Below are 24,036 nucleotides of genomic sequence, written 5' to 3'. Positions count from 1 at the left end.
ACATGAGGGAAAGCAAGAAGAACTTCGGGCAAGACGAAGAAGAAGACCTCGACGAGCTTCGCAAGACCCAGCCGAAGACCGACGTGCCGAGCGCGCCCAACCGTGACATCGGGCCCCACGGGACCGAGGACGTCGACGGGGTCCCTGGCAGCGGTGAGGCGCCGGTCGAACCGCCGGACTGAGCGCCCCGGCGTGTTATGAACGGGACTTTCATTGCAAAATTTGTAATGAAAGTCCCGTTCATAACACGGCCGGGTCGATCTCGCGGCGTCAAGTGTCCTTAGGTTGCCGCCGCGCCGGAGCGCGGCCCGCGGGCTGCACCGGCACCGGACCCGGATCGATCGCCGGGATCGGCAGCCGCACCGGCTCGGTCGTGACCGTGAACGTCTCGCCGTGGTGCGCCAGTTCCAGCGGCTCCCCGGTGATCACGTGATACGTCGCGCTCTCGTGGCCGATCTCGACCTGGAACCGGGTGCCCCGGAAGGTCAGCCGGAACGCGATCCGCCGGAGCTGTGGCGGCAGCCGCGGCGCGAAGGTCAGCCGCCCGCCGTGGTCGCGTAGCCCGCCGAACCCGGCGACGGTGCCCTGCCACGCACCCGCCAGCGAAGCCAGGTGCAGGCCGTTGCGGACGTTGTTGTGCACGTCGTGCAGGTCGGTGAGCGCCGCTTCGGCGAGGTAGTCGTAGGCGAGTTCCAGATGCCCGACTTCCGCCGCGATCACGGCCTGCGTGCCCGCCGACAGCGAGGAATCCCGTACCGTCCGTGCCTCGTAGTAGGCGAAATCGCGCGCCTTCTCCTCCGGGGTGAAGGAATCCCCGCACAGATGCAGCGCCAGCACCAGGTCCGCCTGCTTGACCACCTGCTTGCGGTACAGGTCGAAGTACGGGAAGTTCAGCAGCAGCGGGTAGAAATCCTGGTCGGTGGCCGCGAAATCCCAGTCCTCGTGCTCCAGGAACCCTTCGGACTGCGGATGGACGCCGAGTTCTTCGTCGTAGGGGATCAGCATCGACTCGGCCGCCTTGCGCCACGACGCGACCTCGTCCTCGCCGACCTCGAAGGTTTCGGCCACGTCCGCGTGCTGGCCGCAGATTTCGGCGGCGTAGAACAGGTTCCGCTGTGCCATGAGGTTCGTGTAGACGTTGTTGTCCGCCACCGCGGAGTACTCGTCCGGTCCGGTGACACCGTCGATCCGGAACCGGCCCCGCCGGTCGAAATGTCCCAGCGACAACCACATTCGTGCCGTTTCGAGGAGCAGTTCCGCGCCGCAGGTCCGCATGAACTCGTCGTCGCCGGTGGCGTTGAGGTAGCGCACGACGGCGTCGGAGATGTCCGCGCTGACGTGGAACGCCGCCGTGCCCGCCGGCCAGTACGCCGAACATTCCGCGCCGTTGATGGACCGCTAGGGGAACGCCGCGCCGCGCAATCCCAGCTGCGTCGCCCTTTCCCTCGCTTTGTCCAAAGTGGAGTGACGCCAGCGCAGGGCGTCGCGGGCGGCGTCCGGGATGCTGTAGGTGAGCACGGGCAGCACGAAGGTCTCGGTGTCCCAGAACGCGTGCCCGTCGTAACCGGGGCCGGTCAAACCCTTGCCCGCCAAGGCCCTCGTCTCACCGCGGGCTCCGGCCTGCAGGAGATGGAAGAGCGCGAACCGCACCGCCTGCTGCAGTTCCGGATCGCCCTCGACCTCGATGTCCGAGGTCTCCCAGAAGTCGTCGAGGAACTCCTTCTGCTCGGCGAGCAAGCCCTTCCAGCCGGTCTGCCGCGCGCCGGCGAGCGCGGCCTCGACCTGTGCGCGCACGGCGGGCAGCGAACGCTGCGCGGACCAGCCGTAGGCGAGGTACTTGGTGATCCGCAGCCGTCCGCCCTGCGGCACGTCGACGGCGATGGTGAGCCGCGCCAGGTCCTCTTCGGCCTGGATGTGCGTGCGGACGCCGTCGGAGACGTCGATCTTGTGGTCCATCGCCGCCGCCATCCGCAGCCCGGACCGGCGGGTCTGGTGCACGAGCACCGCGTGGTAGGCCTCCGCGTGCTGGAACTCCGCGACCAGCGGGGACTCCAGCGCCGCCGCGACGCGGGGATCGCGAGTGTCGGATTCGATCGGCTCGTTGGCCAGCAGATCCGACTGCACCACCAGCTGGAGTTCGTCGTCGAGCGGTTCGACCTCGTACCGGATCGCGGCGACGGCGCGCTGGGTGAAGGAAACCAGGCGTTCGGTCTTCACCCGCACCCGGCGCCCGGTCGGCGAGGACCACACGGTGTCACGGGCGAGTGTGCCCTTGCGGAAGTCGAGGACGCGGTCGTGGTCGGTCGCCTGGCCGTACCGCATGTCGAGCGGTTCGTCCTCGACCAGCAGCCGGATGATCTTGCCGTCGGTCACGTTGACGACGGTCTGGCCTTCTTCCGGGTAACCGTAACCGGTTTCCGCGTAGGGAAGGCCGTGCTCCTCGTAGAAGCCGTTCAGGTAGGTGCCCGGCAGGCCGCGGGGTTCGGCCTCCTCCAGGGTGCCGCGCAGGCCGAGGTGCCCGTTGGACAACGCGAACGCCGATTCCGTTCGCTGCAGGGCATCGACGTCCATCCCGCGCCAGCGCAGCTCCCATGGCGCGACCTCGTAGCCGCGGAAAAGCGGGTCGGTCACTTGTCCTCCAGCAGTTCGGCGAGGTCATCCACCACGACGTCGGCACCGTGCGCGAGCAGTTCGCCCGCCTGATGCGCGCGGTTCACCCCGACCACGTAACCGAATCGGCCTTCCTTCCCGGCCTGCACACCCGCGAGCGCGTCCTCGAACACGGCCGCGTGCTCCGGGGGGACGCCGAAGGCCTCGGCACCGGCGAGGAACGAATCAGGGGCGGGCTTGCCGCGTAGGCCCTTTTCGACGATCACGATCCCGTCGATCCGCGCTTCGACGAACCTGGTCAGGTCGGCGGCGTCGAGCACTTTCGCGCCGTTCGCCGACGAGGTGACCACGCCGATGCGCAGGCCAGCCGCCTTCGCCGCCTCCAGATAACGCACGGATCCTGGGTACGGCGTGACGCCTTCTTCGTCGATGATCTTCAAGACCAGCTGGTTCTTGCGGTTCCCGACGCCGTTGACGGTGGCGGCGTCGATGTCGTCGTCCGGACGGCCCTCGGGGAGTTCGATCCCGCGCGAGGTGAGGAAGGTGCGGACGCCGTCGGCCCTCGGCCTTCCGTCGACATAGGCCGCGTAGTCGGCGTCGGTGAACGGAGAGAACGCGTCACCGTCGCGAGCGCGCAGGAACTCGTCGAACGTGCGTTTCCACGCTTCGCGGTGCTGGGCGGCGGTTCCGGTCAGCACGCCGTCGAGGTCGAAGAGGCAGGCCGTGATGGTGTCGGGCAGACCGATCATGTCTGGCCACGCTACCCGCGCTCGCCGGTGCCCGCTCGGCTTTCGGGGTGCGGCCGCACCAGGTGGATCAGTTCGTGGACGGTCGCGTCGGCCAGGCTGTAGCGGACGATCCGCCCTTCGCGCCGCGCCGTCACCAGGCCGTGGGCGCGCAGGAGCCGCAACGCCTGGGAGACCGCGGTGTCGGTCATACCCGTCGCCGCGGCGAGATCGGTGACGCTGATCTCGCGTGCGTAGTGGATCGAGACGAGCAGCGCGAGCCGCGACGGATCCGCGACGAGCGAGAACCGTTGCGCCCATTCGGTGATCGCGTCGCGGTCGCCCATCCCGGCGACGGCGGCGTCCACCCGGTCCGGCTCGATGCTCACCCGCCGATGTTAGGCCGCGCGGACCACGAGTGCGACGTGCCGCGCGGCGCGGTCGAGCGGATCGGGCGATCGGCGGACCCGGCTGACCAGCAAGGCGCCTTCGAGATTCGTCATGATGGCGATGGCGACGTCTTCGGTGTCCTCGACACCGTGGCCGCCGAGCAGCTCCACCAGCAGCGCGTGCCAGGTGGCGAACGCTTCCTGGCACGCCTTGGTGATCGCGGGGGAGGCGTGCGCCATCTCCAGGGTGATCGTGGCGAGCGGGCAGCCGCCGCGGTAGTCGTCGGCGGCCAGTGCCTCGCCCGCCTTGCGATACCACCAGCTCACCGCGTCCTCGACGGTCTCGTTGCGCTCGAAAGCGCGTCTGACCGTCTTCGCCACGACGGCGGTGCCGAGTTCGATCGCGGCGACCGCGAGCTGCTCCTTGCCGCCGGGGAAATGGTGGTACGCCGAGCCCCACGGCGTCCCTGCCTCCTCCACCAGCCGCCGCCACGAGGTCGCCTGGTAGCCCTCGCGACGGAAGAGCCGCATCGCCGTCGAGATCATGCGCTCGCGCGTGGTGGCATCGGACACGTCCTCGAGCATAGCCCTTGACTAAGACGATCGTCCTGGACAAGTCTAGGACGATCGTCTTAGGAGGCAGCATGACCGTCGACGTCACCGGCCAGACCCGGCAGAAGACCGTGACCTGGCAGGATCCGCTGCCCACCGCCCGGCTCGGCCGGGAGCTGTCCGGGCGGGAGTACCTGACCGGGATCGCGGAAGGGCGGATCCCGCCGCCGCCGATCTCGGCACATTTCGGGATGCGCTGGGTCAGCGTGGCCGATGGTGACGTCGTACTCGCCGCGACGCCGGACGAGTCGCTCTACAACCCCATCGGCACGGTGCACGGCGGCGTCGCGGCGACCCTGCTGGACTCGGCGGTGGCGTGCGCGGTGCATTCGACCCTGCCCGCGGGGGTCGGCTACACCTCGGTCGAGCTGAAGGTGAACTTCCTGCGGGCCATTTCCGGCTCGGTGGGGGAGATTCGCGCCCACGGCTGGGTGGTCAAGGCCGGTTCGCGTGTGGCGTTCGCCGAGGGCGACATCCGCGACGCGGACGGCAAGGTGCTCGCGACCGCGTCGAGCACCTGCCTGATCATCGCGCCCTGACTCTCAGAACATCCCCTTCGGCACCTCCGCGGCGGGCGGCACCGGCTGCTTGACGTCCCAATGCTCCACGATGAGCCCGTTTTCGACGCGGACGATGTCGACGACGGCCACGCCGCGTTCGTCGCCCGCCGGGACCACGTGCAGGTGCACGACGGCGTGGTCGTCGTCGGCGATCACCCGTTTGATCGAGACGTCCGCGCCGATCATCGGCGAATTCTTCATCGCTTCCACGAAGGCGTCACGGCCGGAGGGGAAACCCGGGCTGTGGGTGACGAAATCCGGGTGCACGTTCGTTCCCGCGGCGGCGAAGTCCTTGTGCACGAACAAGTTCTCGAAGCAGTCGAGGACGATCTTCTTGGTCGTTGTCATGGGGCCATCGTTTCCCCCGGCCACCTCGCCGTCGATTACCTCGGAGGTAACGCGTCATACCGGCGGTCGGATCCGGCGGCCGCGGATCGCCTCTGTGTCGCCATAGCGGCCGATGATCCCGGCCAGCAACGCTTTCGCGTCCGCGACGCGTTCCGCGCCGAATTCCGTGATGAGTTCCTTTTCCAGCGCCGCTCGGTGCTTTCGTGCCGCCTCGACGGCCCGTTCGGCCGTTTCGGTCAGGTGCAGCAGCCGGGTCCGCGCGTCGGCGGGGTCCGGCTCGCGCCGCAGCAGTCCCCGGCGTTCCAGATCGGCGACCGCCTTCGACGCCGCCTGCTGGGTCACGCCCATCCGTTCGGCCAGCGTGGAGATCGACAGTGGTCCGGCGAGCACATGCTGGAACACGACGCCGTCGTTGAACCGGGTTCCGCCGAGTCCGTCGGCGGTCAGGCGCCGCTGGATCTCCCCGCTCATCGCCCAGCCGGCGAACAGCGAGACCAATGACAGGTCCAGACTCGACGGCGTAGGATGCACAACCATGGTTGTGGAATCTAGCACGCCGCCGCCGGAATTACTGGAGGAGTTCGTCCGCGTCGCGCATCGCGTCGTCTGGTGCACGCTCGCGACGGTCGACAGGCGAGAGCGGCCGAGGTCGAGAGTGGTGCACCCGATCTGGGAACAGCGGGACGGCGAACTCGTCGGGCACCTGTTCACCCGGCCGACGCCGCTGAAGAAGGCGCATCTCGCGCGGACGCCGTTCGTCTCGTGTTCGTACTGGGACCCGGCGCACGAGGTCGCCGTCGCGGAATGCGGTGCCGGTTACGCCGACGACGAGGAATCGCGGCGGCATCTGTGGCGGTTGGCCGAGGGAACACCGGAGCCGCTGGGCTTCGACCCGAGGATCATGGGCGGCGAAGATCCACTGGATCCGGACATCACCGTGCTGCGGCTGACGCCGTGGCGGATCAGTGCCGGCGGCAAGGCCTGGCGGCGGCCTGACCGCTAGGCCGCACCGACCTTCCGTTCGAAGACCAGACCCTCGGCGGCGCGCAGCCCGACGCTGATCGCGCCGGTCAGCACCCCGTCGTCGCCCAGTTCGCCCTGGGCGACGGAGGGGACGAGCGGGGTGAACGAACGCAGTGCGCGGTCGATCGGGTCGAGCAGGAGATCGGCCGCGGTGCCGATACCGCCGCCGAGCACGATCAGTTCGGGGTCGATCACCGCGGCCACCGACGCCACGGTGTAGGCCAGCCTGTCCGCTTCGGCTTCGACGGCGCGCAGGGCGAGTTCGTCGCCATCGCGGGCGAGACGGAACACCTCACGGGCAGATTTCGCCGTGCCCAGGCCGAGTTCACGGGCGCCGCGGACCACGGACTGCGCCGCCGTCGCTTCTTCGAGATGGCCGCGGACCGGAGGCGGGTCCTCGCCGTCGCCTCCCGCGTGCGACTGGCCGTACGGGAGGTAGCCGATTTCGCCCGCCGCGCCCGTCGCGCCGCGGAAGACCTCGCCGTTGACCATCACGCCCATGCCGACACCGGTGCCGATGGTGATGCAGCCGAACACGGACGCGCCGCGTGCGGCACCGCGTTCCCATTCGCCGACGGCGGTGAGGTTCGCGTCGTTCTCCACCATGAGGTCCGGGCCGAGGACGCCTTCGAGTTCATCGAGCAGGCCCGCCTTGCCCCAGCCGGGCAGGTTCGGCGCGTGCCGGAAGCAGCGTTTGGCCGGGTCGGCGACGCCGGGCGAGCCGAGGACGCGCACGACGATGTCCGCCTGGCTCAGTCCCGCTTCGCGGACCGTCGCGGCGGCGAGCGCGCCCACGGCGCTGACGAGCGCGGTGCCCGAACGCGAGGTGTTCCGTTCGTCACGGCGGGCGACGACGGTGTGGCCGAGGTCCGAAACGGCGACGCGGAGGTGCTCGCGTCCGATGTCGACACCGAGGACGTAGCCGGCCGTGGGATCCGCTTCGTAGAGGACGGCGGACCGGCCGGTGCCGGTCGAGGTGTGCCCGGTCGCCCTGGCGAGACCGGCCGCTTCGAGGGCCAGTAACGCTTGGCTCACCGTGGGTTTCGAAAGACCGGTGTCCTTGGCGACCTGCGGCCGGGTGGCGGGGCCGCTGCGGCGCAGGAGGTCCAGCACGGCGCGCTGATTGATCTTCCGCATCCCGGCGGGGGTGCCGACGGGCGGACTTTCTGCGCCAACCACGAGCTTCGCCTCCTGTCGAACCAAGGTGTTCCCACCAAAGTTATCCGGGTCCGGCCCGAAATGGGCAAGAAGGTTTACATTCGGTGGGTCCCGGTGACGATAAACGTGCCCGGGCCGCGAATCGCGCACGCCGCGCGCGAAAACCCGGTGATTCACCCGGTGTCCGGACGGAAGCTCCCAGTGACCGGGAGTGGTCTAGACCAAGTGGCTCCCCTGTGGATCAGGCGGCGTGGCGGCTCGCCGGTCGCCGGAATCCCCTGTGCTGGCGGGGGCGTTCGGGGGTTTCGCCGGTTTCGTGGTCCGTTTCCGTGCCGGCGAAGTCCGAAGTGTCGGCCGTCGTCGCCGGGCTGGGGCGGTTGCGCAGGCGGTGCTGGCGGTTGACCACGAACAGCAGGACCAGGCCCGCCACGACCAGGCCGTGGGTGAGCACCCGCCCGGCGGTGACCTGCCCCGCGACGAGGTCGCCCGCGGACAACGCCAGGAGCAGTGCGACGAACCCGGTCAGCGCCGGGAGCTGCCCCGCGGCCGCCTTGGTGCGCACGGCCGCCCAGCCGAGTCCGACGCCGACGGCGAGATTCCACGCGCTGCTCTCGTGCGAAAGGTGCCCGACCAGGGATTCCGCGCTGTGGCCCGCGGCGTGGTCCTCGACGCCCAGCAGCTGGGCGAAGGCGAGGGCGAGCTGGGCGATCGCGACCATCGCGAGCGCGATCCGGGCCGGCCAGCCGTCGCGGGGCGGGGCCGGGGTGCGTTCCAGGATGACGGCGGTGAGGTCCGGGACCGGCGGGGCGGGCCGCAGGAGGATCGTCCGGTGCAGCCGTTCGGCGCGGGCGAGCCAGGAACGGCAGGCGGGGCAGCCGGTCACATGCCGGTCGACCGCCTCGGGCGGGGCGGGTTCGGTTTCGCCGTCGAGCCGGGCCGACAGGGCCTCGCGGCAGGTCTCGCACTTCACGTCTCATTTGTCGGGCGCGGGCCTGCCCCGGTTCCCGGGGCGCTGCTACGTTTCTCGTATGGCCGGGCCGCGCAACCACGACGACGAGCGGGTGACCGCGCTCGCACTCGACGCCGCCCGCGGTGACCGGCGGGCGCTCGAGGACTGGGTGCGGGCCACCCAGGCCGACGTCTGGCGCTTCGTCGCGCACCTCGCCGACGTCGGCGCCGCCGACGATCTCACCCAGGAGACGTACCTGCGCGCGTTCGGCAGCCTGCGCCGGTTCGCCGGCCGGTCGTCGTCGCGGACCTGGCTGCTGTCCATCGCCCGGCGCGTGGTCGTCGACCGCATCCGGGCGGCTTCGGCGCGCCCGAAACTCGCCGACGTCGACTGGGAAGCCACCGCCGAACGTCGCGGTGCCCGTCAGGCGGAGGGTGTCGCGGGGTTCGAGGACCTGGTGGAGCTGCGGATGCTGCTCGACGGGCTCGACCCGGAACGCCGTGAGGTCCTCGTCCTCACCCAGGTGCTGGGGCTTTCGTACGCCGAGGCCGCCGAGATCTGCGGCTGCCCGGTCGGCACCGTGCGCTCGCGGATCGCCCGCGCCCGCGAAGACCTGCTCGAAGCCGGCCGGGAACGCGACTCCATCTAGCCTCCGGTGTGGCGCGGCACACAAAAGAGGTCTCTCGCTGTCACCTCGTCACACAGATGCGCCGACACGACTACTCCGCGTTGACTAGGCCGAATGCCACTGCCTAGCGTGTCGCCATCCAACCCCAGGCCGCGCGAGGGTCCCCGCCTTCTCCGCGCGCTCTCGAAGGGATCTTCCCGATGGCAAGTCCCACCACTGGAACCGCAGGCGAGGCTCCGGATTCCGGCGGCCTCGGCCGTCGCCGGTTCCTGAGCTTCCTCGTCGCCGCGCCCACCCTCACGATCGCGACGAAGCTCGGTATCGACGGCTTCGCCCCCGAAGAGGCCGAAGCCGTCATCCCGACCCTGCCCGGTCCGGCCGAGATCCTCGACCTCGGTGACGTCCTGATCCTCTCGAACGCCCCCACTGCCAACCTGCTCGTGCTCGAAGTCCGCGAAGACGGCCGCGTACGGCTGGAACTTCCGCGGACCGAGGTCGGCCAGGGCATCACGACGGCGAACGCGATGCTGGTCGCCGAGGAGCTGGACCTGCCGCTCGACCGCGTCGACGTCGTGCTCTCCGACGCCCGCTCCGAACTGCTGTTCAACCAGCTGACCGGCGGCTCCAACACGATGCGCTCGCTCTACACGCCGGTGCGGACCGCGGCCGCCGCCGCTCGTACCCGCCTGGTCGCGACGGCCGCGCGCGAATGGGGCGTCAACGCCGAACGTCTGTCCACAAGGGATGGTTCGGTGCTCGCGCCGGATGGACGGCGGATGAGCTACGGCGCGCTGTCCAAGCCCGCCGCCCGCGCCGATCTGGGCAAGCTCACGGTGACCCCGAAGGCGGAGTCCGAGCACAAGCTGGTCGGTACGCCGCAGTCGCGCAAGGACGCCCGCGCGATGGTCACCGGGCAGCTCAAGTACACCCTCGACCTGGACATCCCCGGTGCGAAACCGGTGATGGTCCGCCGTCCGCCGACCATCAACGGCACGGTCAAGAAGGTCAACAACGAGGCCGCCGTGCGCGCGATGCCCGGCATCATCGACATCGCCGTGATCCAGACCGGGGTCGCGGTGATGGCGGAGACCTTCGGTCAGGCGCTCGACGGCAAGAACGCGCTCGACGTCACCTGGAACGCCGGCACCGTCGACGGTGAGAACAACGCGACGATCAAAAAGAAGCTGCAGGCCGCCGCGCTGCCGTTCGCCGTACCGCCGCTGCTGACCCAGTACGTCGACGGCGAATTCGACTTCGCCTTCGCCAGCCACGCACCGCTGGAGACCAACTCCGCGGTCGCCGACGTCCGGGAGGACAGCGCGACCATCTGGTCCGGGATGAAGGTGCCGATCCTCGCGAAGCAGACCATCGCGCGGGAACTCGGCCTGCCGGAGAACAAGGTCACCGTGCACGTCCAGCAGGCGGGCGGTTCGTTCGGGCGCAGGCTCTTCTCCGACGGCGCGATCGAGGCCGCGCGTATCTCGAAGGCGATGAAGCGGCCGGTGCGGCTGATGTGGAGCCGGATCGACGACATGCGCCACGGCCGCGCCCGCGCCGCGAGCCACCACAAGATCCGCGCCACCTTCGCGCTCGGCCAGGTCCTCACCTTCGAGCACCGCGTCGCCAGCGTGGAGACCGACTGGGGCCACGGGCTCGGCGAGGTCCTCACCGCCTTCGCCGCGGAGCTGCCGGTCGGCGGCAACCTGAGCTTCGCGCAGACGGTGTTCCTCCTGACCGTGAAGTCGCCGTACAACTTCGGCGTCACCACTCAGCTGCTCAACGAGGTCCCGGTGGACTTCCACACCGGCGCCTGGCGGTCGGTGTACTCGTCGAGCACGCGCGGCGCGGAAGAGATCATGGTCGACGAGATCGCCGCGAAGCTCGGAAAGGATCCGGTGGCGTTCCGGCGCGAGTTCATCAAGAACGAGCGGCAGCGCGCCGTGCTGGACAAGGTCGCCGAACTCGGTGAGTGGGGCAAGAAGATGCCCAAAGGCTTCGCGCAGGGCGTCGCCGTGCACGGCGAGTACAAGTCCTACACGGCCTGCCTCGTCGAAATGGACGCCCGCGACCCGAAGAAACCGCGCGTCACCAAGGCGACCATCGCGGTGGACGTCGGCAAGCCGATCAACCCGCGCGGGATCGAGGCGCAGATGCTCGGCGGTCTGACCGACGGCATCTCCACGACGCTGACCGCCGGGCTGCACATCGACAAGGGGCTGCCGCTGGAGGGCAGCTACTCGCAGTTCCACTACGCGCGGCAGAAGAACTCGCCGATGGACGTCAAGGTGTTCGTGATGCCGGAGACGGGCGAGATCGGCGGGGCCGGCGAACTCGGCGTACCGGCGCCGGTCGGCGCGATCGCGAACGCCTATGCCCGGGCAACCGGGATCAAGCCGCGTAGCTTCCCGATCAACTTCCCCGTCGACTTCGAGCCCTTCCCTCGCTGACTTTCCTTCCCCGCCAAGGAGTTCCGATGCCCAACTACACCTTCACGGTGAACGGGAAGACCGTCACCGTCGACGCGCCCGCGGATCTGCCCATGCTGTGGGCGCTGCGGGACAAACTCGGCGTCCGCGGCCCGAAATACGGCTGCGGGATCAACGTCTGCAAGGCCTGCACCAGTCACCTCGACGGCGAGGCGTTCAACCCGTGCGTGACGCCGGTGTCCGACTGTGCGGGCAAGGAGGTCACGACGATCGAAGGCCTCGCCGACGGCGAGGATCTGCATCCGGTGCAGGAGGCCTGGCTGGAGCAGGACGTCGCGCAGTGCGGCTACTGTCAGCCCGGGCAGATCATGGCCGCGGTGGCGTTGCTGAAGAAGACGAAGAACCCGACGGATGCCGAGATCGACGCGATCCAGAACGTCTGCCGGTGCGGTACCTATTTCCGGATCCGCGAGGCCATCAAGAGCGCGGCGGCGAAGATGTGAAAACCCGCCGGTGCGGCGAAAAATCCGGGTTTTCGCCGCACCGGCGGCGCCTCGCGACTTCGACAGGCCACGTCCGGGGAAGTCGTGTTAGATGACGTCCCCAGGGACTCGACGAGGAGTCCCTGCCCCGGAGGACGTCCATGCACTATCGAACTGTGCTCCGCGAAGGCTCGCCCGCCGTCGTCGCCGAACTGGCCGTCGAGGTCGAGAAGCAGCTTCCCGGGCTCATCGACAGCACTGTCGAGCAGATCCGTGCCGAGATGCCGGTGTACCGCGACGCGCAGTTCGTCTCGCTCGCCGAACTGCGGACGTCGGTGCGGGACAACCTCGGGTACGTCATGCGGACCCTGCGCGGTACGGAGGAGCCCGACCTCGCGCAGGCGCGGGCGACCGGGCGGGCGCGGGCCCTGCAGGGCGCCCCGCTGCCGGAACTGTTGCGGGCGTACCGGATCGGGCTCACCGAGGTGTGGAACCGGTTCGTCGAACTGACCGCTTCGGAGGAGCATCAGGATCTTCGCGGGCTCGTCGCCGCGACGGCGGCGATCTGGGCGCTGATCGACGATTACGCCGAGGCGCTGACGACGAGCTATCGCGACACCACCGCCGAAGTCATGCTGGCGCACCAAAGCAGACGGTCCGCGTTGGTCGAAGCGCTGTTCGCCGGTGGCGCGGCCACCGAGGGGACGTTGTGGGACATCGCGCGGGTGCTCGAACTCGCGCTCGACGGGACGTATGTGGTGGTCGCCGCGGAAACCCCGCGCGTCGGGCACGAACCTTTGCCACAGATCGAAAACCGGCTCCGCGACCGGCATCACGCGTCCGCCTGGCGGCTCACCCCGGATCTGCAGGTCGGCGTCGTGTCGATGCGGGATCCGTCGGCTTCGCAGGTGATCATCGAGTTGCTGCGGGAGAATTCGAGTGGCCGCATCGGGGTCAGCCCGGTGTTCACCGGACTCGGGAACACCTCCCGCGCGCTGCACCTGGCGCGGGTCGCGCTCTCCAGCATGCTGCCGGGGACGACGGGAATGGTGCAGTTCAACGAATCCCCGCTCGCCGGTCTGGTCGCCAGCGCGCCGGAGGCGTCGGTGCAGCTCGCGCATCACGTGCTGCGGCCGATCCTGGACCTGCCCGGCGACGACCGCAACGTGCTGCTGCTGACGTTGCGGGCGTGGTTCGAATGCCAGGGCTCCACGAAACTGACGTCGGAGCGGATGTTCTGCCACCCCAACACGATCCGGCACCGCCTGAAGCGGATCACCGAGGAACTCGGCCGTTCGCTGACCGATCCGGCCGACATCGCCGAACTCGGCGCCGCCCTGCGCGCGCTCCACATGTTCCCGGACACTTCCCATCTGCCTTCGCCACGGGATCCGCTGCGCTAGGTTTCCTCCATGAACGAATTCGCCATCGGCGGAGACCTGACCGTGCACCGTCTCGGCTTCGGCGCCATGCACCTGCCGACCGAAAGCGGTCCCGCGCGCGAGAACGCGATCGCCGTCGCACGGCGCGCGGTCGAACTCGGCGTCACGCTGATCGACACCGCGCACCTGTACGGCGGTGGCGCCAACGAGGAACTGCTCGCCGAAGCGCTTCATCCATACCCGGAAGATCTGGTGGTCACCACCAAGGTCGGTGTCGTGCGGACCGGGGACGACTGGAAGTACGACGCCCGGCCGGAATCGCTGCGGGTGCAGGTCGACGACGGGCTGCGGCGGCTGCGTGTCGAGCGGATCGAGCTGCTGCAACTGCACCGCATCGACCCGGAGACCCCGCTGGCCGACCAACTCGGAGCGCTACGGGATTTGCGTGACGAGGGCAAGATCGGCCGGATCGGGCTGTCCGAAGTCACCGTGGACGAACTCGCGCGGGCGCGGGAGATCGTGGACATCGCGAGTGTGCAGAACCGGTACAGTCTCTTGGACCGCTCGTACGAAGCGGTGTTGGACGCGTGCGAGGCGGCCGGGATCGCTTTCCTGCCTTGGCGTCCCGTGCTCGGCGCCGCGTCAAAGGCCACCGCCGGGATCGCCGTGGTCGCCGCGGAGCTGGGGGTGACCACGGCGCAGGTCGGGCTCGCGTGGCTGCTCGCGCGGTCGCCGGTGATCCTGCCGATCCCGGGTACGACGAAGATCGCGCACCTGGAGGAGAACTTCGCCGCCGCGGAGATCAAGCTGACGGACGAGCATCTGCGGCGGCTGGGGACCTGAGCCGCGCCATGGCGACCACGCCCAGCAGCGGCCCGATCGCCAGGATCGGCGCCGCCGCCCGCCAGCCGACGATGTCGGCGAGTACCGGCAGGCCCTGGATGGTCAGCGCGCTGACCAGGAACCCGATCGCCGTCTGAGCGGTGAGCGCGGTGCCGACGTAGCGGGGATCCGCGGCTTCGCTCAACGCGGCGGAGAACTGGCCGGAGTCGGCGATCGCGGCGACACCCCAGACGAACAGCAAGGTGCCCAGCACCGCCGGATGAGCGTCGAAGGCGAACACCGAGAGCAGGCAGCACGCCCCGCTGACGGCCAGTGCCACGAGCGCGACGTCGATCCTCCCGAACCGGTCCGAGAGCGTGCCGCCGAGCAGACAGCCGATCGCTCCGCCGACACCGATGACGGTGAACGCGAGCAGGCTCACCGAGCCTTGAGACGCGGCCGCCGCGTAGGCGGGGATCCAGGTCCAGAACGCGTAAAGCTCCCACATGTGTCCGAAGTAGCCGAGCGCGATCAGCCGTTGCCGCCGGTCGCGCGCCATCGTGACGAGGTACGCCGGTTCCCAGGGCGGTGAGCGCCGGACGGCGGGGCCGACGCGGACGAAGAACGCGGCCAGCACCGCCGCGCCGAGGGCGAGAAGAGCGGCGACGACGAGCACCGTCCGCCAGTCCGGCAGGTTCCCGGCCAGCAGATGAGGTGACGCCGAGCCGAGCGCGAGCGCGGCCAGCAGCACGCCGAGTGCGAGACCGCGGCTGCCGGGGAACCACGAGACGACGATCTTCATCCCGACCGGGTAGACCCCGGCCAGCGCCATCCCGGTGCCGAACCGCAGCAGCACCGCGAGCCAGAACTGGTTACCGCACAACGGAAACATCAGTGTCAGCAGCGCACCAGTCGCGGCGCTCGCGGCGAGTAGCCGTTCAGGCCGCAGCCGGTCCGCGAGGTTGGCGACGGCCGAGACCAGCGCCCCCGCCGCGAAACCGACCTGCACCGAAGCGGTGAGGAGCACGGTGCCCTGCGTGGAGAGCGCCCATTCCGCACGCAGGGCGGGGACGACGCTCGACGCGGAGAACCACAGTCCCATGGCGAGGATCTGCGCGGCGGAGGTGAGCGCCAGCTGGCGCGGTGCGGAGCTGGGCACGACCGCAGGTATCGCACCTACGGGCGGACCGGCTCAAGACAGGACGACGGCGATCACCCGAAGGTGTGGTCGGACTTGACGGCCTCCACGAGCACTCGCCGCGAAGCACTTCAGGTGGTCGGCCAGGTGAGCGTGGTGGTCGACGTGGGTATCTTGCTCGGGTCGGAGCCGGCCAGCAGGATGTGGACGTCGGATTCGGCGGAGCCCGCCGGCTGCCGATAGCAGGCGTAGAGCACGGTGTGGACGGTCGCGCCGGAGGGTGCGTTCTCGCGCGCCCAGCGCAGTGCGTCATGGACATCGCATTCGGTGAGTTCGTATTCGACGGCGTCCCACGTGTCATGCCCGGTGCCGTCGGCGATGGCGCGCCAGAATTCGACCAGGTAGCTGGGCGCCTCGATGCTGACGACATTCCCGGATCCCGTGTATCCATCGGTCACCTTCATGGCGAGAGGATGTCATACCCCGCACGGAAGAGTTGCCGTCGGGCTGTCCACGACCGCGGCTTGGGGGATACCGCGTCAAACCGCGTTCACTGAAGCCCTGCCGAACCAGACCGTGTTCCCGGTGCCGTCGCAGTTGTCGTCCCGCCGATCACGGCGTACATCTGGCCGGTCAGGGAGATGGTGTCCATGATCTCGTCGCAGGTTATCTTCGGCTTGAAGTCAACGACTTTCTTGGCTCCTGAAGTGCGTAGGTAGGTGTTTCCGGTTTTGAGTTCGCAGTGTGGCGCGGGGATCGTGTTGCTGATGAGGCCCGTGAAGGTGACAGCGTGAGTGACTTCTGTAGTGGCAGTGGAACTCCCGGTGTGAGAAGGAGCGGGGCCAGAGCAAAAGCCGCGAGACTCATCGAGTGCGGTCGAATGATCACGCGAACCGACGTTACCGGGTGGATGGAGCCTGGCGAAGACATTCCGCTATAGATCGCGCGATGGCGTGACAACGATTTAACGACTTGCGAGATGTGTTCCGCGATATGGGAAATCGCCACATCGAGCCGATGATCACCCGAACGTGCGGCCGGCCTTGACGGCCTCCACGAGCACTCGCCGCGAATGCGCGACGAACTTCCCGTCGGTTTCGATGATCCGGTGGAGTTCCGCGAGTTTGTCGCGATGACCGTCCACAGTGAAGCCGGGGACGATCCAGATCACCTTCCGCAGGAAGTGCACGACAGCGGCGAGGTCGAAGAACTCCATCCGCAGTTTCGCCGGTTCGAGACGCCCGACCGTCAGCCCGACGGCTTCCGCCTCGACCCGCAGCACGTCGGGCGTCCAGTCGCCGTAGTCCTGTGGGCCGAGGAAGAACTCCTTCAGTTCCCGGACGGTCCCGGCACCGATCTGTTGCGAGAGAAAGGTTCCGCCCGGCCTCAGGACGCGCGCGATCTCCCGCCAGGGGTTCTCGATCGGATGACGGCTGCTCACCACGTCGAAGGATTCGTCGGGAAACGGCAATGGCGCGTCGTACGCCGCCTCGACCACCTCGCCGCCGAGGGGTGCGAGGGTCTTCCGGGCGACCTCGACGTTCGGCGGCCAGCCTTCGGTCGCGGCGAGGACCGGCGGCGGTTTCGGGATGCCGGCCAGCCCCTCGCCGCCGCCGGTCTGCAGGTCGAGACCGGCTTCCGCAGTCGCCATCCGCTCGCCGAGCAGGCGTGAATAGCCCCACGGCGGCCGTTCCTCCGTGGCCCGGCCTTCGAACCAGGAGAAGTCCCAGCCTTCGACCGGGACGGCCTCCCCTTCGGCGAGCAGCTCTTCGAACGTCATGTCCGCAGTCTCGGCGCTCCGGCCGGGTGGGGCAACGCGATTTCGGGTGGTAAGGCAAATATGGCGTGCCCCGGCGCGGGTCCGGACTGGCTGACGGAAGCCGGCCGCGACTCCAGGTGTCCACAAGAGACACCTTTCGGATACAGGTGTCCAACTTGAGCCGTTTGCGTGTCTTCGGGATGTGGTCGTGAGTGATAAGTAGCGTTCTAACGCTCTTTATCACTCACGACCCCCTTCAGGGCCTGCCATCAAGGTGACCTTCACAGCAGTGAGCCGATCACGCGTCCGTGGACCGCTTCCACAGGTTGATGTCGGCTTCGGTGGCGTAGCGGTCGATCTCGGCCAGTTCTTCGTTGGTGAAATGCAGGTTCTTCAGCGCGCCGACGTTGTCCTCCAGCTGCGCCACACTGCTCGCGCCGATCAGCACCGACGTCATCCGCGGATCGCGCAGGCCCCACGCGAGCGCGAGCTGCGCCAGCGTCTGCCCGCGCCGCCCGGCGATCTCGTTCAGCGCCCGGATCTTGCCGAGGGTGCTCTCGGTGATCGTGTCCGGGTTCAGCGATTTGCCTTGCGCGGCACGGGAATCCTTCGGGATCCCGTCGAGGTAGCGGCTGGTCAGCATGCCCTGCGCCAGCGGCGAGAACGCGATGCAGCCCGCACCCTCGGCTTCGAGAGTGTCGAGCAGCTTGTCGCCTTCGAGCCACCGGTTGAACATCGAGTACGACGGCTGGTGGATCAACAGCGGCGTACCCAGTTCCCGCAGGAGCCGCGCGGCTTCGGCGGTCTTCTCCGACGAGTACGACGAGATGCCGACGTACAGCGCGCGACCGGAGCGGACGGCGGTGTCCAAGGCGCCGACGGTCTCTTCGAGCGGTGTGTCCGGGTCGAAGCGGTGTGAGTAGAAGATGTCGACGTAGTCCAGGCCCATCCGGCCGAGCGATTGGTCCAAAGAGGACAGCAGGTACTTGCGTGAGCCCCATTCGCCGTACGGGCCGGGCCACATGTCGTAGCCCGCCTTGGTCGAGATGACGAGTTCGTCGCGGTACGGCTTGAAATCCGACGCCAGCAGCCTGCCGAAGTTCTCCTCGGCCGAGCCGTAGGGCGGGCCGTAGTTGTTGGCGAGGTCGAAATGGGTGATGCCCAGGTCGAACGCACGCCGCGCGATGGCCCGTTGCGTGCCCAGCGGTTTGTCGTGCCCGAAGTTGTGCCACAGGCCCAGCGAGATCGCGGGCAGCTTCAGGCCGCTGCGCCCGGTGCGGCGGTAGGGGATGCTCTCGTATCGGCCCTCGGCCGCGACATAGGTGCTCACGCGCCCGATGCTAGCTGTCCGGACGCGTGCGCGAAGAGCGCGGCGACCGAGCCGAGGTGATCTTTGAAGGCCGACGGCCGCTCGACCTCGAAGGGCGCGCCGATGGCGGCGAGGATCAGCACGGGCCAGTCGAAGGTGTCGACGTTCATCGTCAGACGGCAGCTCCGCTCGTCGATCGCTTCCAGCGCGCCGCCGAGGTACCGCACCGCCGCCTCGACCTGCGCTTTCGGCGCGTCGACCCGGACGACCAGGGTGTGCGTGGTCGGCCTGGCCTTGATCTGCGCTTCGACGAACTTGACCGCGTCCCCGCCCGGGATCTCCCTCGGCCGGTAGCGGGCTCCGGTGGTGCGCGGATCGCTGAGCCTGTCGACGCGGAAGGTGCGCCAGTCGACCCTGTCGAGGTCCCACGCCACCAGGTACCACCGGCGGCCGAGCGAGACGAGCCGGTGCGGTTCGACCAGCCGCGCGGACTCCTCGCCACCGCGTGCCGCGTAGTCGAACTTCAGCCGCTCGTCGTCCCGGCAGGCCTGCGCGATCACCGTCAGGCTGGCCGCGTTGACCCGCGGGCCCGTGACGGCCGCCGGTGTCGTGTACGCCTGGAGCGCGTCGACGCGTCTGCGCAGCCGTGGCGGCATCACCTGGACGACCTTCGTCAGCGCCCGGACCGACGTCTCCTCGATACCCTCGACCGAGCCGCTCGCCGCCGTCCGCAGGCCGACCGCGATCGCCACGGCCTCCTCGTCGTCCAGCAGCAGCGGCGGCATGACCGTGCCCGACCGCAGCTGGTAGCCGCCCGCGACGCCGCGGCTCGCGTTGACCGGATAGCCCAGTTCGCGGAGCCGTTCGACGTCGCGTCTCAGCGTCCGCTCGCTCACCTCGAGTTTGTCGCTCAGTTCGGTTCCCGACCAGAAGCGGTGTGTCTGCAGCAGGGACAGCAACCGCAGCATCCGCGCACTCGTATTCGCCATGAATCCAGATTCGCTCCGATTCCGGTCAGAAAGTGGCCGGAATTGACTTTAGCGTTGCTCCCATGACGATGACAGTGGACACCCCGAGCGTCGTGACCTCGGAAAACACCCTCGCGGAAACGCCGTACCGCTGGCGCTGGCCCGCCCTGTTCGTGATCCTGACCGGTTCGGTCATGGAGCTGCTCGACATGACGGTCACGAGCATCGCCGGGCCGGTCATGCGTGCCTCGCTCGGCGGTGGGACGGCGATGATCCAGTGGCTCGGCGTGGCCTACACCCTCGCGATGGTGTCCGGTCTGCTCACCGGCGGACGGCTCGGCGACATCTTCGGCCGCAAGCGCATGTTCCTGATCGGCGCGATCGGCTTCGTCGTCGGTTCGCTGTTCTGCGCGATCGCCGTGAGCCCCGAGATGATCATCACCGCACGGGTGGTGCAGGGCCTGTTCGGCGCCGCGATGGTCCCGCAGGGCCTCGGGATGATGAAGGAGATGTTCACCGGCAAGGAACTGCAGTCCGCGTTCGGCATGTTCGGCCCGGTCATGGGGCTGGCCGCGATCGGTGGCCCGATCCTCGCCGGCTGGCTGGTCGACGCCGACCTCTTCGGAACCGGCTGGCGGATGATCTTCCTGATCAACCTCCCGATCGGCGCGCTGGCCGTGCTCGCCGCGCTGAAGTTCCTGCCCGCGTCCCGGCCTGGCGGTTCGCTCACCCTCGACATCCCCGGCGCGCTGCTCGCCACGACCGGTGCGCTGCTGATCGTCTTCCCGCTGGTGCAGGGTCGCGAATACGGCTGGCCGCTGTGGACGTTCGCGATGATGGCCGCCTCGGTCGCGGTCTTCGCGGTCTTCGCCTGGTTCGAGAAGCGCAAGAGCCGTCGCGGCGGTGCCCCGCTGGTCGAACCGAGCCTGTTCCGCAAGCGCAGCTTCCTCGCCGGGATGGCGACCGGGACGATCTACTTCGCGGCGTTCTCCGGTTTCGGTCTCGTGTTCACCCTGTACCTGCAGCTCGGGCTCGGGTTCTCGCCGCTCAAGGCCGGTCTGACCGGCGTACCGATGTCGCTGGGGATGATCGCCGGGATGGGCCTGGTGCAGGTGGTGCGCCGGCACGGCCGCAAGGTGCTGCACACCGGCGCGCTGATCATGGCCGCGGGCGTGGCCGCCCTGCTGCTGCTCCTCGGCCCGGACACCGGTCCGTGGCTGATCGCCCCCGCGCTGCTGGTGGTCGGGCTCGGCTCCGGGCTGATCATGGGCCCGTACTTCGAGATCGCGCTGTCCGCGGTGGAACCGTCGGAGGCCGGATCGGCGTCGGGCGCGCTGACCTCGCTCCAGCAGGTCGGCGGCGCGCTGGGGATGGCGTTGCTCGGCACGGTGTTCTTCGACGCGGGCACCGCCGACCCGACGGACGCGGCCCAGCGGACGTTCTGGGTGGTCGTGGTGATGGTGATGCTCACCTTCGCGGTCGGGTTCCTGCTGCCGAAGCGGATCCGCGACGTAGAGTCGGCCGGGTAGGCGATCGAACTGGGAGGCCGCGTGGCTGGGACCGGGTACTTCACATCGGTGGAAGACGTGACGGCGAAGCTCGCCGAAACCGGGTACCTGGCTTCGGCCGCCGTCGCCACCACGGTGTTCCTCGCGGACGCCCTCGGCAAGCCGTTGCTGATCGAGGGCCCCGCGGGGGTCGGCAAGACCGAACTTGCCAAGGCGGTCGCGGAGGCGAGCGCCTCCCGGCTCGTGCGGCTGCAGTGCTACGAAGGCGTCGACGAGTCCCGCGCGCTGTACGAGTGGAACCACGCGAAGCAGCTTCTCCGGATCACCGCGGGCAAGGACGAGACATGGGACGAAGCCCGCAACGACATCTTCGGTGAGGAATTCCTGCTGGCCCGGCCGCTCCTGACGGCCATCAAAGGCGACGAGCCGACGGTCCTGCTCATCGACGAGACCGACAAGGCCGACGTCGAGATCGAGGGCCTGCTGCTGGAGGTCCTCGGCGACTTCCAGATCACCGTCCCGGAACTCGGCACGATCACCGCCGGGCGCAAGCCGTTCGTGGTGCTGACCTCGAACGCGACGCGGGAGCTTTCCGAGGCGCTGCGGCGGCGCTGCCTGTTCCTGCACATCGATTTCCCCGACGCGGCACTGGAACAGCGCATCGTGCGGCTCAAGGTGCCGGGTATCGACGACGCGCTCGCGGCGTCGGTGATCAAGGTGATCACCGCGCTGCGGGCGATGGAACTGCGGAAGGCGCCGTCGGTCGCGGAGACCATCGACTGGGCCAGGACCCTGCTGGCCCTCGGCGCCGACACGCTCGGCGAGGACGTCGTCCGCGCGAGCCTCGGCGTCATCCTCAAACATCAGGACGACGTCGTGAAGGCGGACGCGCGGCTGGAACTCGGCAAGGTCCTCGACTCGTGAGCGGCGTGCCGGGCAGGCTCGTCGAATTCGTGGAAGCGTTGCGGGAACACGGGATCCCGGCGGGTCCCAGTGAGACGGTCGACGCCGCAGCGGCACTCGAAGTGCTGGGCCTCGCCTCCCGTGAGCAGATGCGGGAGGGACTCGCGGCGGCGCTGGTCCGGCGCGGCGGGCAGCGCGCGGTGTTCGACGCGACCTTCGACATCTTCTTCCCGCTCGGCGTCGGCGCGCCGTCGCAGGACCCCGTCGACGACCTGGCCGCGTTGCGCGATCGCCTCGCCACCGCGCTGGCCGACAACGACCAAGCGGAACTGACGCAACTGGCCGGGCTCGCCGTCGACATGCTGGGGGAGTACGGCAGCGGCACGGCGGGGACCGGCGGCTGGTCGGCACACCAGACGCTGGAACGGCTCCAGCCGCAAACGCTCGTCGTCCGGGTGCTCGAAGCGATCCGAGCGGGAGCTTCGGACGAGTTCACCGACAGATTGGACCGTGACGACGTCCGCCGCCGGGTCGAAGGGTTCCGCGGCCTCGTCCGGACCGAGGCACGCCGCCGGGTGGCGGAAGTCCGTGGCCGGGAACGGGTTTCACGGCACGCCGTCCCGCCCGCCGCCGACCGCGTCGACTTCCTGCTCGCCAGCCGCGCGCAGCTCGCCGAACTCCGCCGCGTCGTGCAGCCCTTGTCGCGCAAGCTCGCCACCCGGCTGGCCGCCCGGCGCCGCCGTCACGCGCGCGGGCAGATCGACCTGCGCCGGACGCTGCGGCGTTCGCTGTCCACCGGCGGTGTCCCGATGCGGCCGTCGTACCGGCGGCACCGGCCGGGGAGGCCGGAAATCGTGCTGCTGTGCGACATGTCGGGTTCGGTGGCCGGCTTCGCCAACTTCACCATGCTGCTCGTGCAGGCGCTGCGCGATCAGTTCAGCAAGGTGCGGGTGTTCGCGTTCATCGACGCGTGCGACGAGATCACCCACCTCGTCGACACCGGCGCCGCGGATCCGGAGGATCTGGGCGCGCGCATCCTCGCCGACGCCGAGCTGACCAGGTGGGACGGGCACAGCGATTACGGGCACGCGCTGGGGGAATTCGCCGAGCGCTACGCGGATGCCGTGGGCCCCAAGACATCCATGCTCATCCTCGGCGACGCCAGGACCAACGGCGGCGACCCGAACCTCGACGCCGTGCGCGGAATCGCCGCCGCGGCGAGGCATACGTACTGGCTCAATCCCGAGCGGACCGCGCTGTGGTCCACCGGGGACTCCGAGGCGCACGCCTACGCGGAGGTCGTCGAAATGCACGAATGCCGGAACGTGCACCAGCTGACCCGGCTGGTGACCAGGTTGTTGCCTGCTTAGGGCTTGAGTGCAGCCTTCCCGTAGGCGTCGGCGTTGCTGAACACTTCCTGCCCGTACTGGGTGGAGTTGTTGTAGGTCAGCACCGCGCTCCACCAGCCGGCGGGCTTGCCGAGGTCGCCGCCCCGCGCGCACATGTACCGCGCCGTCGTCAGCGCGGCGTCGTCGATGTTCTGCGGATCCGGCGCGGCGCCGTCACCGTTCGCGCGGACGCCGTACCGCTTCCAGGTGGCGGGCAGGAACTGCATCGGCCCGACCGCGCGATCCCACTTCGGGTCGCCGTCGAGGGCGCCCTTGTCGGTGTCGACCACCGCGAGCACCCCGGGGGAGCCGTCGAGCGGGATGCCGATGATCGGCGGCGTCACGACGCCGTCCTCGCCGGCGCGGGAACCGTCGTGCCGGGCGTGCTGGGACTCCGTCCGGCCGATCCCGGCGATGGTCGCCCAGGTGATCTCGCAACGCGGAGTCGTCTTCGCGGTCTTCTCGGCGGCGTTCACGTAGGCACGAAGCGCGCGTGAAGGGATGTCCGTGTTCTCCGACACCTTCGCGATCCAGGCGTCCTTCGCGGCCTCCGCGGGCAGCGGTCCGGCGTCACCGGGGATCGCGGAACGCGGCGCGGGCTGAAGGGCGGGGACGACGAACTCCGGTTTGACCGGCACCGGCTCGCGGTCGCCGAGGCTGACCGCCACCCACACGACTCCGGCCATCAAGGCGCCCACCACCAGCAACGTGAGCATCACGCAGCCACGCGGGCCACGTTTCCGGGGCGGCGGTTGCCACTGGCCCACGAGGTCCAGGGTCGAAGGGGACGAAGCGGTCACCGGTTCCACGGTACGTGACGCTTGTGGAGAAGTTGTGAAGCCCGCCGCCCTCTCCGCGTTTCGTCCTCTGGATGCGGTAGTTGCACGCGCAACTACCGCATCCAGAGGACGAAACGCGGGGCTCGATGCCCGGAGCGCCCAGTTCACGC

Annotated in this window: 24 protein-coding genes and 1 pseudogene; 11 read left to right on the top strand and 14 right to left on the bottom strand. The window is 69.2% G+C overall.

The genetic code is table 11. The features are described from left to right. The first annotated feature begins 2 nt into the window (after positions 1-2). Complete coding sequence (locus SD37_RS27295) at positions 3-182, top strand: hypothetical protein (RefSeq protein ID WP_044849981.1); 180 nt, start codon at positions 3-5, stop codon at positions 180-182. A gap of 88 nt (positions 183-270) precedes the next feature. Here the strand turns inward: SD37_RS27295 and SD37_RS27290 are convergent. The 4 genes and pseudogenes from SD37_RS27290 to SD37_RS27275 all read right to left on the bottom strand — a co-directional run bounded on the left by SD37_RS27290 (position 271) and on the right by SD37_RS27275 (position 4,297). Continuing rightward, a pseudogene (locus tag SD37_RS27290) lies at positions 271-2,571 on the bottom strand (glycoside hydrolase family 65 protein). A 56-nt stretch (positions 2,572-2,627) separates the two neighbouring features. Continuing rightward, positions 2,628-3,359 carry an HAD family hydrolase gene (locus SD37_RS27285; RefSeq protein ID WP_044849980.1) on the bottom strand — a complete coding sequence of 244 codons (732 nt, stop codon included), beginning with the start codon at positions 3,357-3,359 and terminating at the stop codon, positions 2,628-2,630. A gap of 11 nt (positions 3,360-3,370) precedes the next feature. Next, positions 3,371-3,682, bottom strand: a complete 312-nt coding sequence (locus SD37_RS27280) for an ArsR/SmtB family transcription factor (RefSeq protein ID WP_044850159.1) — start codon at positions 3,680-3,682, stop codon at positions 3,371-3,373. A 51-nt stretch (positions 3,683-3,733) separates the two neighbouring features. Then, a complete protein-coding gene (locus SD37_RS27275) occupies positions 3,734-4,297 on the bottom strand; it encodes a TetR/AcrR family transcriptional regulator (protein ID WP_236725129.1) in 564 nt (187 codons plus the stop codon). Positions 4,298-4,368: 71 nt separating this feature from the next. Here SD37_RS27275 and SD37_RS27270 point away from each other — a divergent pair, with 71 nt between their 5' ends. Next, positions 4,369-4,875, top strand: a complete 507-nt coding sequence (locus tag SD37_RS27270; protein WP_037321634.1) for a PaaI family thioesterase — start codon at positions 4,369-4,371, stop codon at positions 4,873-4,875. Between the two features lie 3 nt (positions 4,876-4,878). On the opposite strand, the gene SD37_RS27265 is transcribed toward SD37_RS27270, so the two are convergent. Further along, positions 4,879-5,244, bottom strand: coding sequence for a nuclear transport factor 2 family protein (locus SD37_RS27265; protein WP_044849978.1), 366 nt, complete (start codon positions 5,242-5,244; stop codon positions 4,879-4,881). A gap of 54 nt (positions 5,245-5,298) precedes the next feature. Continuing rightward, positions 5,299-5,781: a MarR family winged helix-turn-helix transcriptional regulator gene (locus SD37_RS27260; RefSeq protein WP_044849977.1), complete on the bottom strand. Its 483-nt coding sequence runs from the start codon at positions 5,779-5,781 to the stop codon at positions 5,299-5,301. On the opposite strand from SD37_RS27260, the gene SD37_RS27255 reads away from it, so the two are divergent. Then, on the top strand, positions 5,780-6,247 hold the full coding sequence (locus tag SD37_RS27255) for a pyridoxamine 5'-phosphate oxidase family protein (protein ID WP_044849976.1): 468 nt from the start codon (positions 5,780-5,782) through the stop codon (positions 6,245-6,247). The two genes, SD37_RS27260 and SD37_RS27255, sit on opposite strands and share 2 nt — an antisense overlap. On the opposite strand, the gene SD37_RS27250 is transcribed toward SD37_RS27255, so the two are convergent. After that, the gene (locus SD37_RS27250) at positions 6,244-7,446 is read right to left on the bottom strand and encodes an ROK family transcriptional regulator (RefSeq protein ID WP_044849975.1); all 1,203 of its coding nucleotides are present in this window, start codon (positions 7,444-7,446) and stop codon (positions 6,244-6,246) included. The genes SD37_RS27255 and SD37_RS27250 overlap by 4 nt on opposite strands. A gap of 220 nt (positions 7,447-7,666) precedes the next feature. Continuing rightward, a complete protein-coding gene (locus SD37_RS27245) occupies positions 7,667-8,395 on the bottom strand; it encodes a zf-HC2 domain-containing protein (protein ID WP_044849974.1) in 729 nt (242 codons plus the stop codon). Positions 8,396-8,453: 58 nt separating this feature from the next. Here SD37_RS27245 and sigC point away from each other — a divergent pair, with 58 nt between their 5' ends. The 5 genes from sigC (at position 8,454) to SD37_RS27220 (ending at position 14,135) form a co-directional block, all read left to right on the top strand. Further along, positions 8,454-9,023, top strand: a complete 570-nt coding sequence (gene sigC, locus SD37_RS27240; protein ID WP_044849973.1) for an RNA polymerase sigma factor SigC — start codon at positions 8,454-8,456, stop codon at positions 9,021-9,023. 179 nt (positions 9,024-9,202) lie between these two features. After that, positions 9,203-11,449, top strand: a complete 2,247-nt coding sequence (locus SD37_RS27235) for a xanthine dehydrogenase family protein molybdopterin-binding subunit (RefSeq protein WP_044849972.1) — start codon at positions 9,203-9,205, stop codon at positions 11,447-11,449. Positions 11,450-11,475: 26 nt separating this feature from the next. Further along, positions 11,476-11,931: a (2Fe-2S)-binding protein gene (locus SD37_RS27230; protein ID WP_044849971.1), complete on the top strand. Its 456-nt coding sequence runs from the start codon at positions 11,476-11,478 to the stop codon at positions 11,929-11,931. A 140-nt stretch (positions 11,932-12,071) separates the two neighbouring features. Next, positions 12,072-13,313, top strand: a complete 1,242-nt coding sequence (locus tag SD37_RS27225) for a PucR family transcriptional regulator (RefSeq protein WP_044849970.1) — start codon at positions 12,072-12,074, stop codon at positions 13,311-13,313. Between the two features lie 9 nt (positions 13,314-13,322). Next, positions 13,323-14,135 carry an aldo/keto reductase gene (locus tag SD37_RS27220; protein ID WP_044849969.1) on the top strand — a complete coding sequence of 271 codons (813 nt, stop codon included), beginning with the start codon at positions 13,323-13,325 and terminating at the stop codon, positions 14,133-14,135. Here SD37_RS27220 and SD37_RS27215 read toward each other — a convergent pair. The 5 genes from SD37_RS27215 to SD37_RS27195 all read right to left on the bottom strand — a co-directional run bounded on the left by SD37_RS27215 (position 14,095) and on the right by SD37_RS27195 (position 19,309). After that, positions 14,095-15,273 carry an MFS transporter gene (locus SD37_RS27215; RefSeq protein ID WP_083255098.1) on the bottom strand — a complete coding sequence of 393 codons (1,179 nt, stop codon included), beginning with the start codon at positions 15,271-15,273 and terminating at the stop codon, positions 14,095-14,097. The two genes, SD37_RS27220 and SD37_RS27215, sit on opposite strands and share 41 nt — an antisense overlap. A gap of 110 nt (positions 15,274-15,383) precedes the next feature. Beyond that, a complete protein-coding gene (locus SD37_RS27210; RefSeq protein ID WP_044849968.1) occupies positions 15,384-15,716 on the bottom strand; it encodes a hypothetical protein in 333 nt (110 codons plus the stop codon). A 557-nt stretch (positions 15,717-16,273) separates the two neighbouring features. Then, positions 16,274-17,032 (bottom strand): class I SAM-dependent methyltransferase, encoded by a 759-nt coding sequence (locus SD37_RS27205; protein WP_065912996.1) that lies wholly within the window; start codon positions 17,030-17,032, stop codon positions 16,274-16,276. A 277-nt stretch (positions 17,033-17,309) separates the two neighbouring features. Further along, positions 17,310-18,341, bottom strand: a complete 1,032-nt coding sequence (gene mgrA, locus SD37_RS27200; RefSeq protein WP_044849966.1) for an L-glyceraldehyde 3-phosphate reductase — start codon at positions 18,339-18,341, stop codon at positions 17,310-17,312. Beyond that, on the bottom strand, positions 18,338-19,309 hold the full coding sequence (locus SD37_RS27195) for a helix-turn-helix transcriptional regulator (protein ID WP_236725128.1): 972 nt from the start codon (positions 19,307-19,309) through the stop codon (positions 18,338-18,340). The genes mgrA and SD37_RS27195 overlap by 4 nt, the downstream gene beginning before the upstream one ends. A gap of 62 nt (positions 19,310-19,371) precedes the next feature. Between SD37_RS27195 and SD37_RS27190 the strand changes: the two genes are divergently transcribed. From SD37_RS27190 to SD37_RS27180, 3 genes are read left to right on the top strand one after another with little or no spacing between them, the layout of a single operon-like run. Beyond that, the gene (locus tag SD37_RS27190) at positions 19,372-20,817 is read left to right on the top strand and encodes an MFS transporter (RefSeq protein ID WP_044849964.1); all 1,446 of its coding nucleotides are present in this window, start codon (positions 19,372-19,374) and stop codon (positions 20,815-20,817) included. Positions 20,818-20,838: 21 nt separating this feature from the next. After that, on the top strand, positions 20,839-21,720 hold the full coding sequence (locus tag SD37_RS27185; RefSeq protein WP_044849963.1) for an AAA family ATPase: 882 nt from the start codon (positions 20,839-20,841) through the stop codon (positions 21,718-21,720). Continuing rightward, positions 21,717-23,069 (top strand): vWA domain-containing protein, encoded by a 1,353-nt coding sequence (locus SD37_RS27180; RefSeq protein WP_044849962.1) that lies wholly within the window; start codon positions 21,717-21,719, stop codon positions 23,067-23,069. Before SD37_RS27185 ends, SD37_RS27180 begins: the two co-directional genes overlap by 4 nt. On the opposite strand, the gene SD37_RS27175 is transcribed toward SD37_RS27180, so the two are convergent. Continuing rightward, positions 23,066-23,887, bottom strand: coding sequence for a lytic transglycosylase domain-containing protein (locus SD37_RS27175; protein WP_236725127.1), 822 nt, complete (start codon positions 23,885-23,887; stop codon positions 23,066-23,068). The genes SD37_RS27180 and SD37_RS27175 overlap by 4 nt on opposite strands. Positions 23,888-24,036: the final 149 nt, after the last annotated feature.

Source organism: Amycolatopsis orientalis, assembly GCF_000943515.2.
GTDB classification, from domain to species: domain Bacteria; phylum Actinomycetota; class Actinomycetes; order Mycobacteriales; family Pseudonocardiaceae; genus Amycolatopsis; species Amycolatopsis orientalis.
This window is presented reverse-complemented; position numbering and strand designations above follow the sequence as displayed.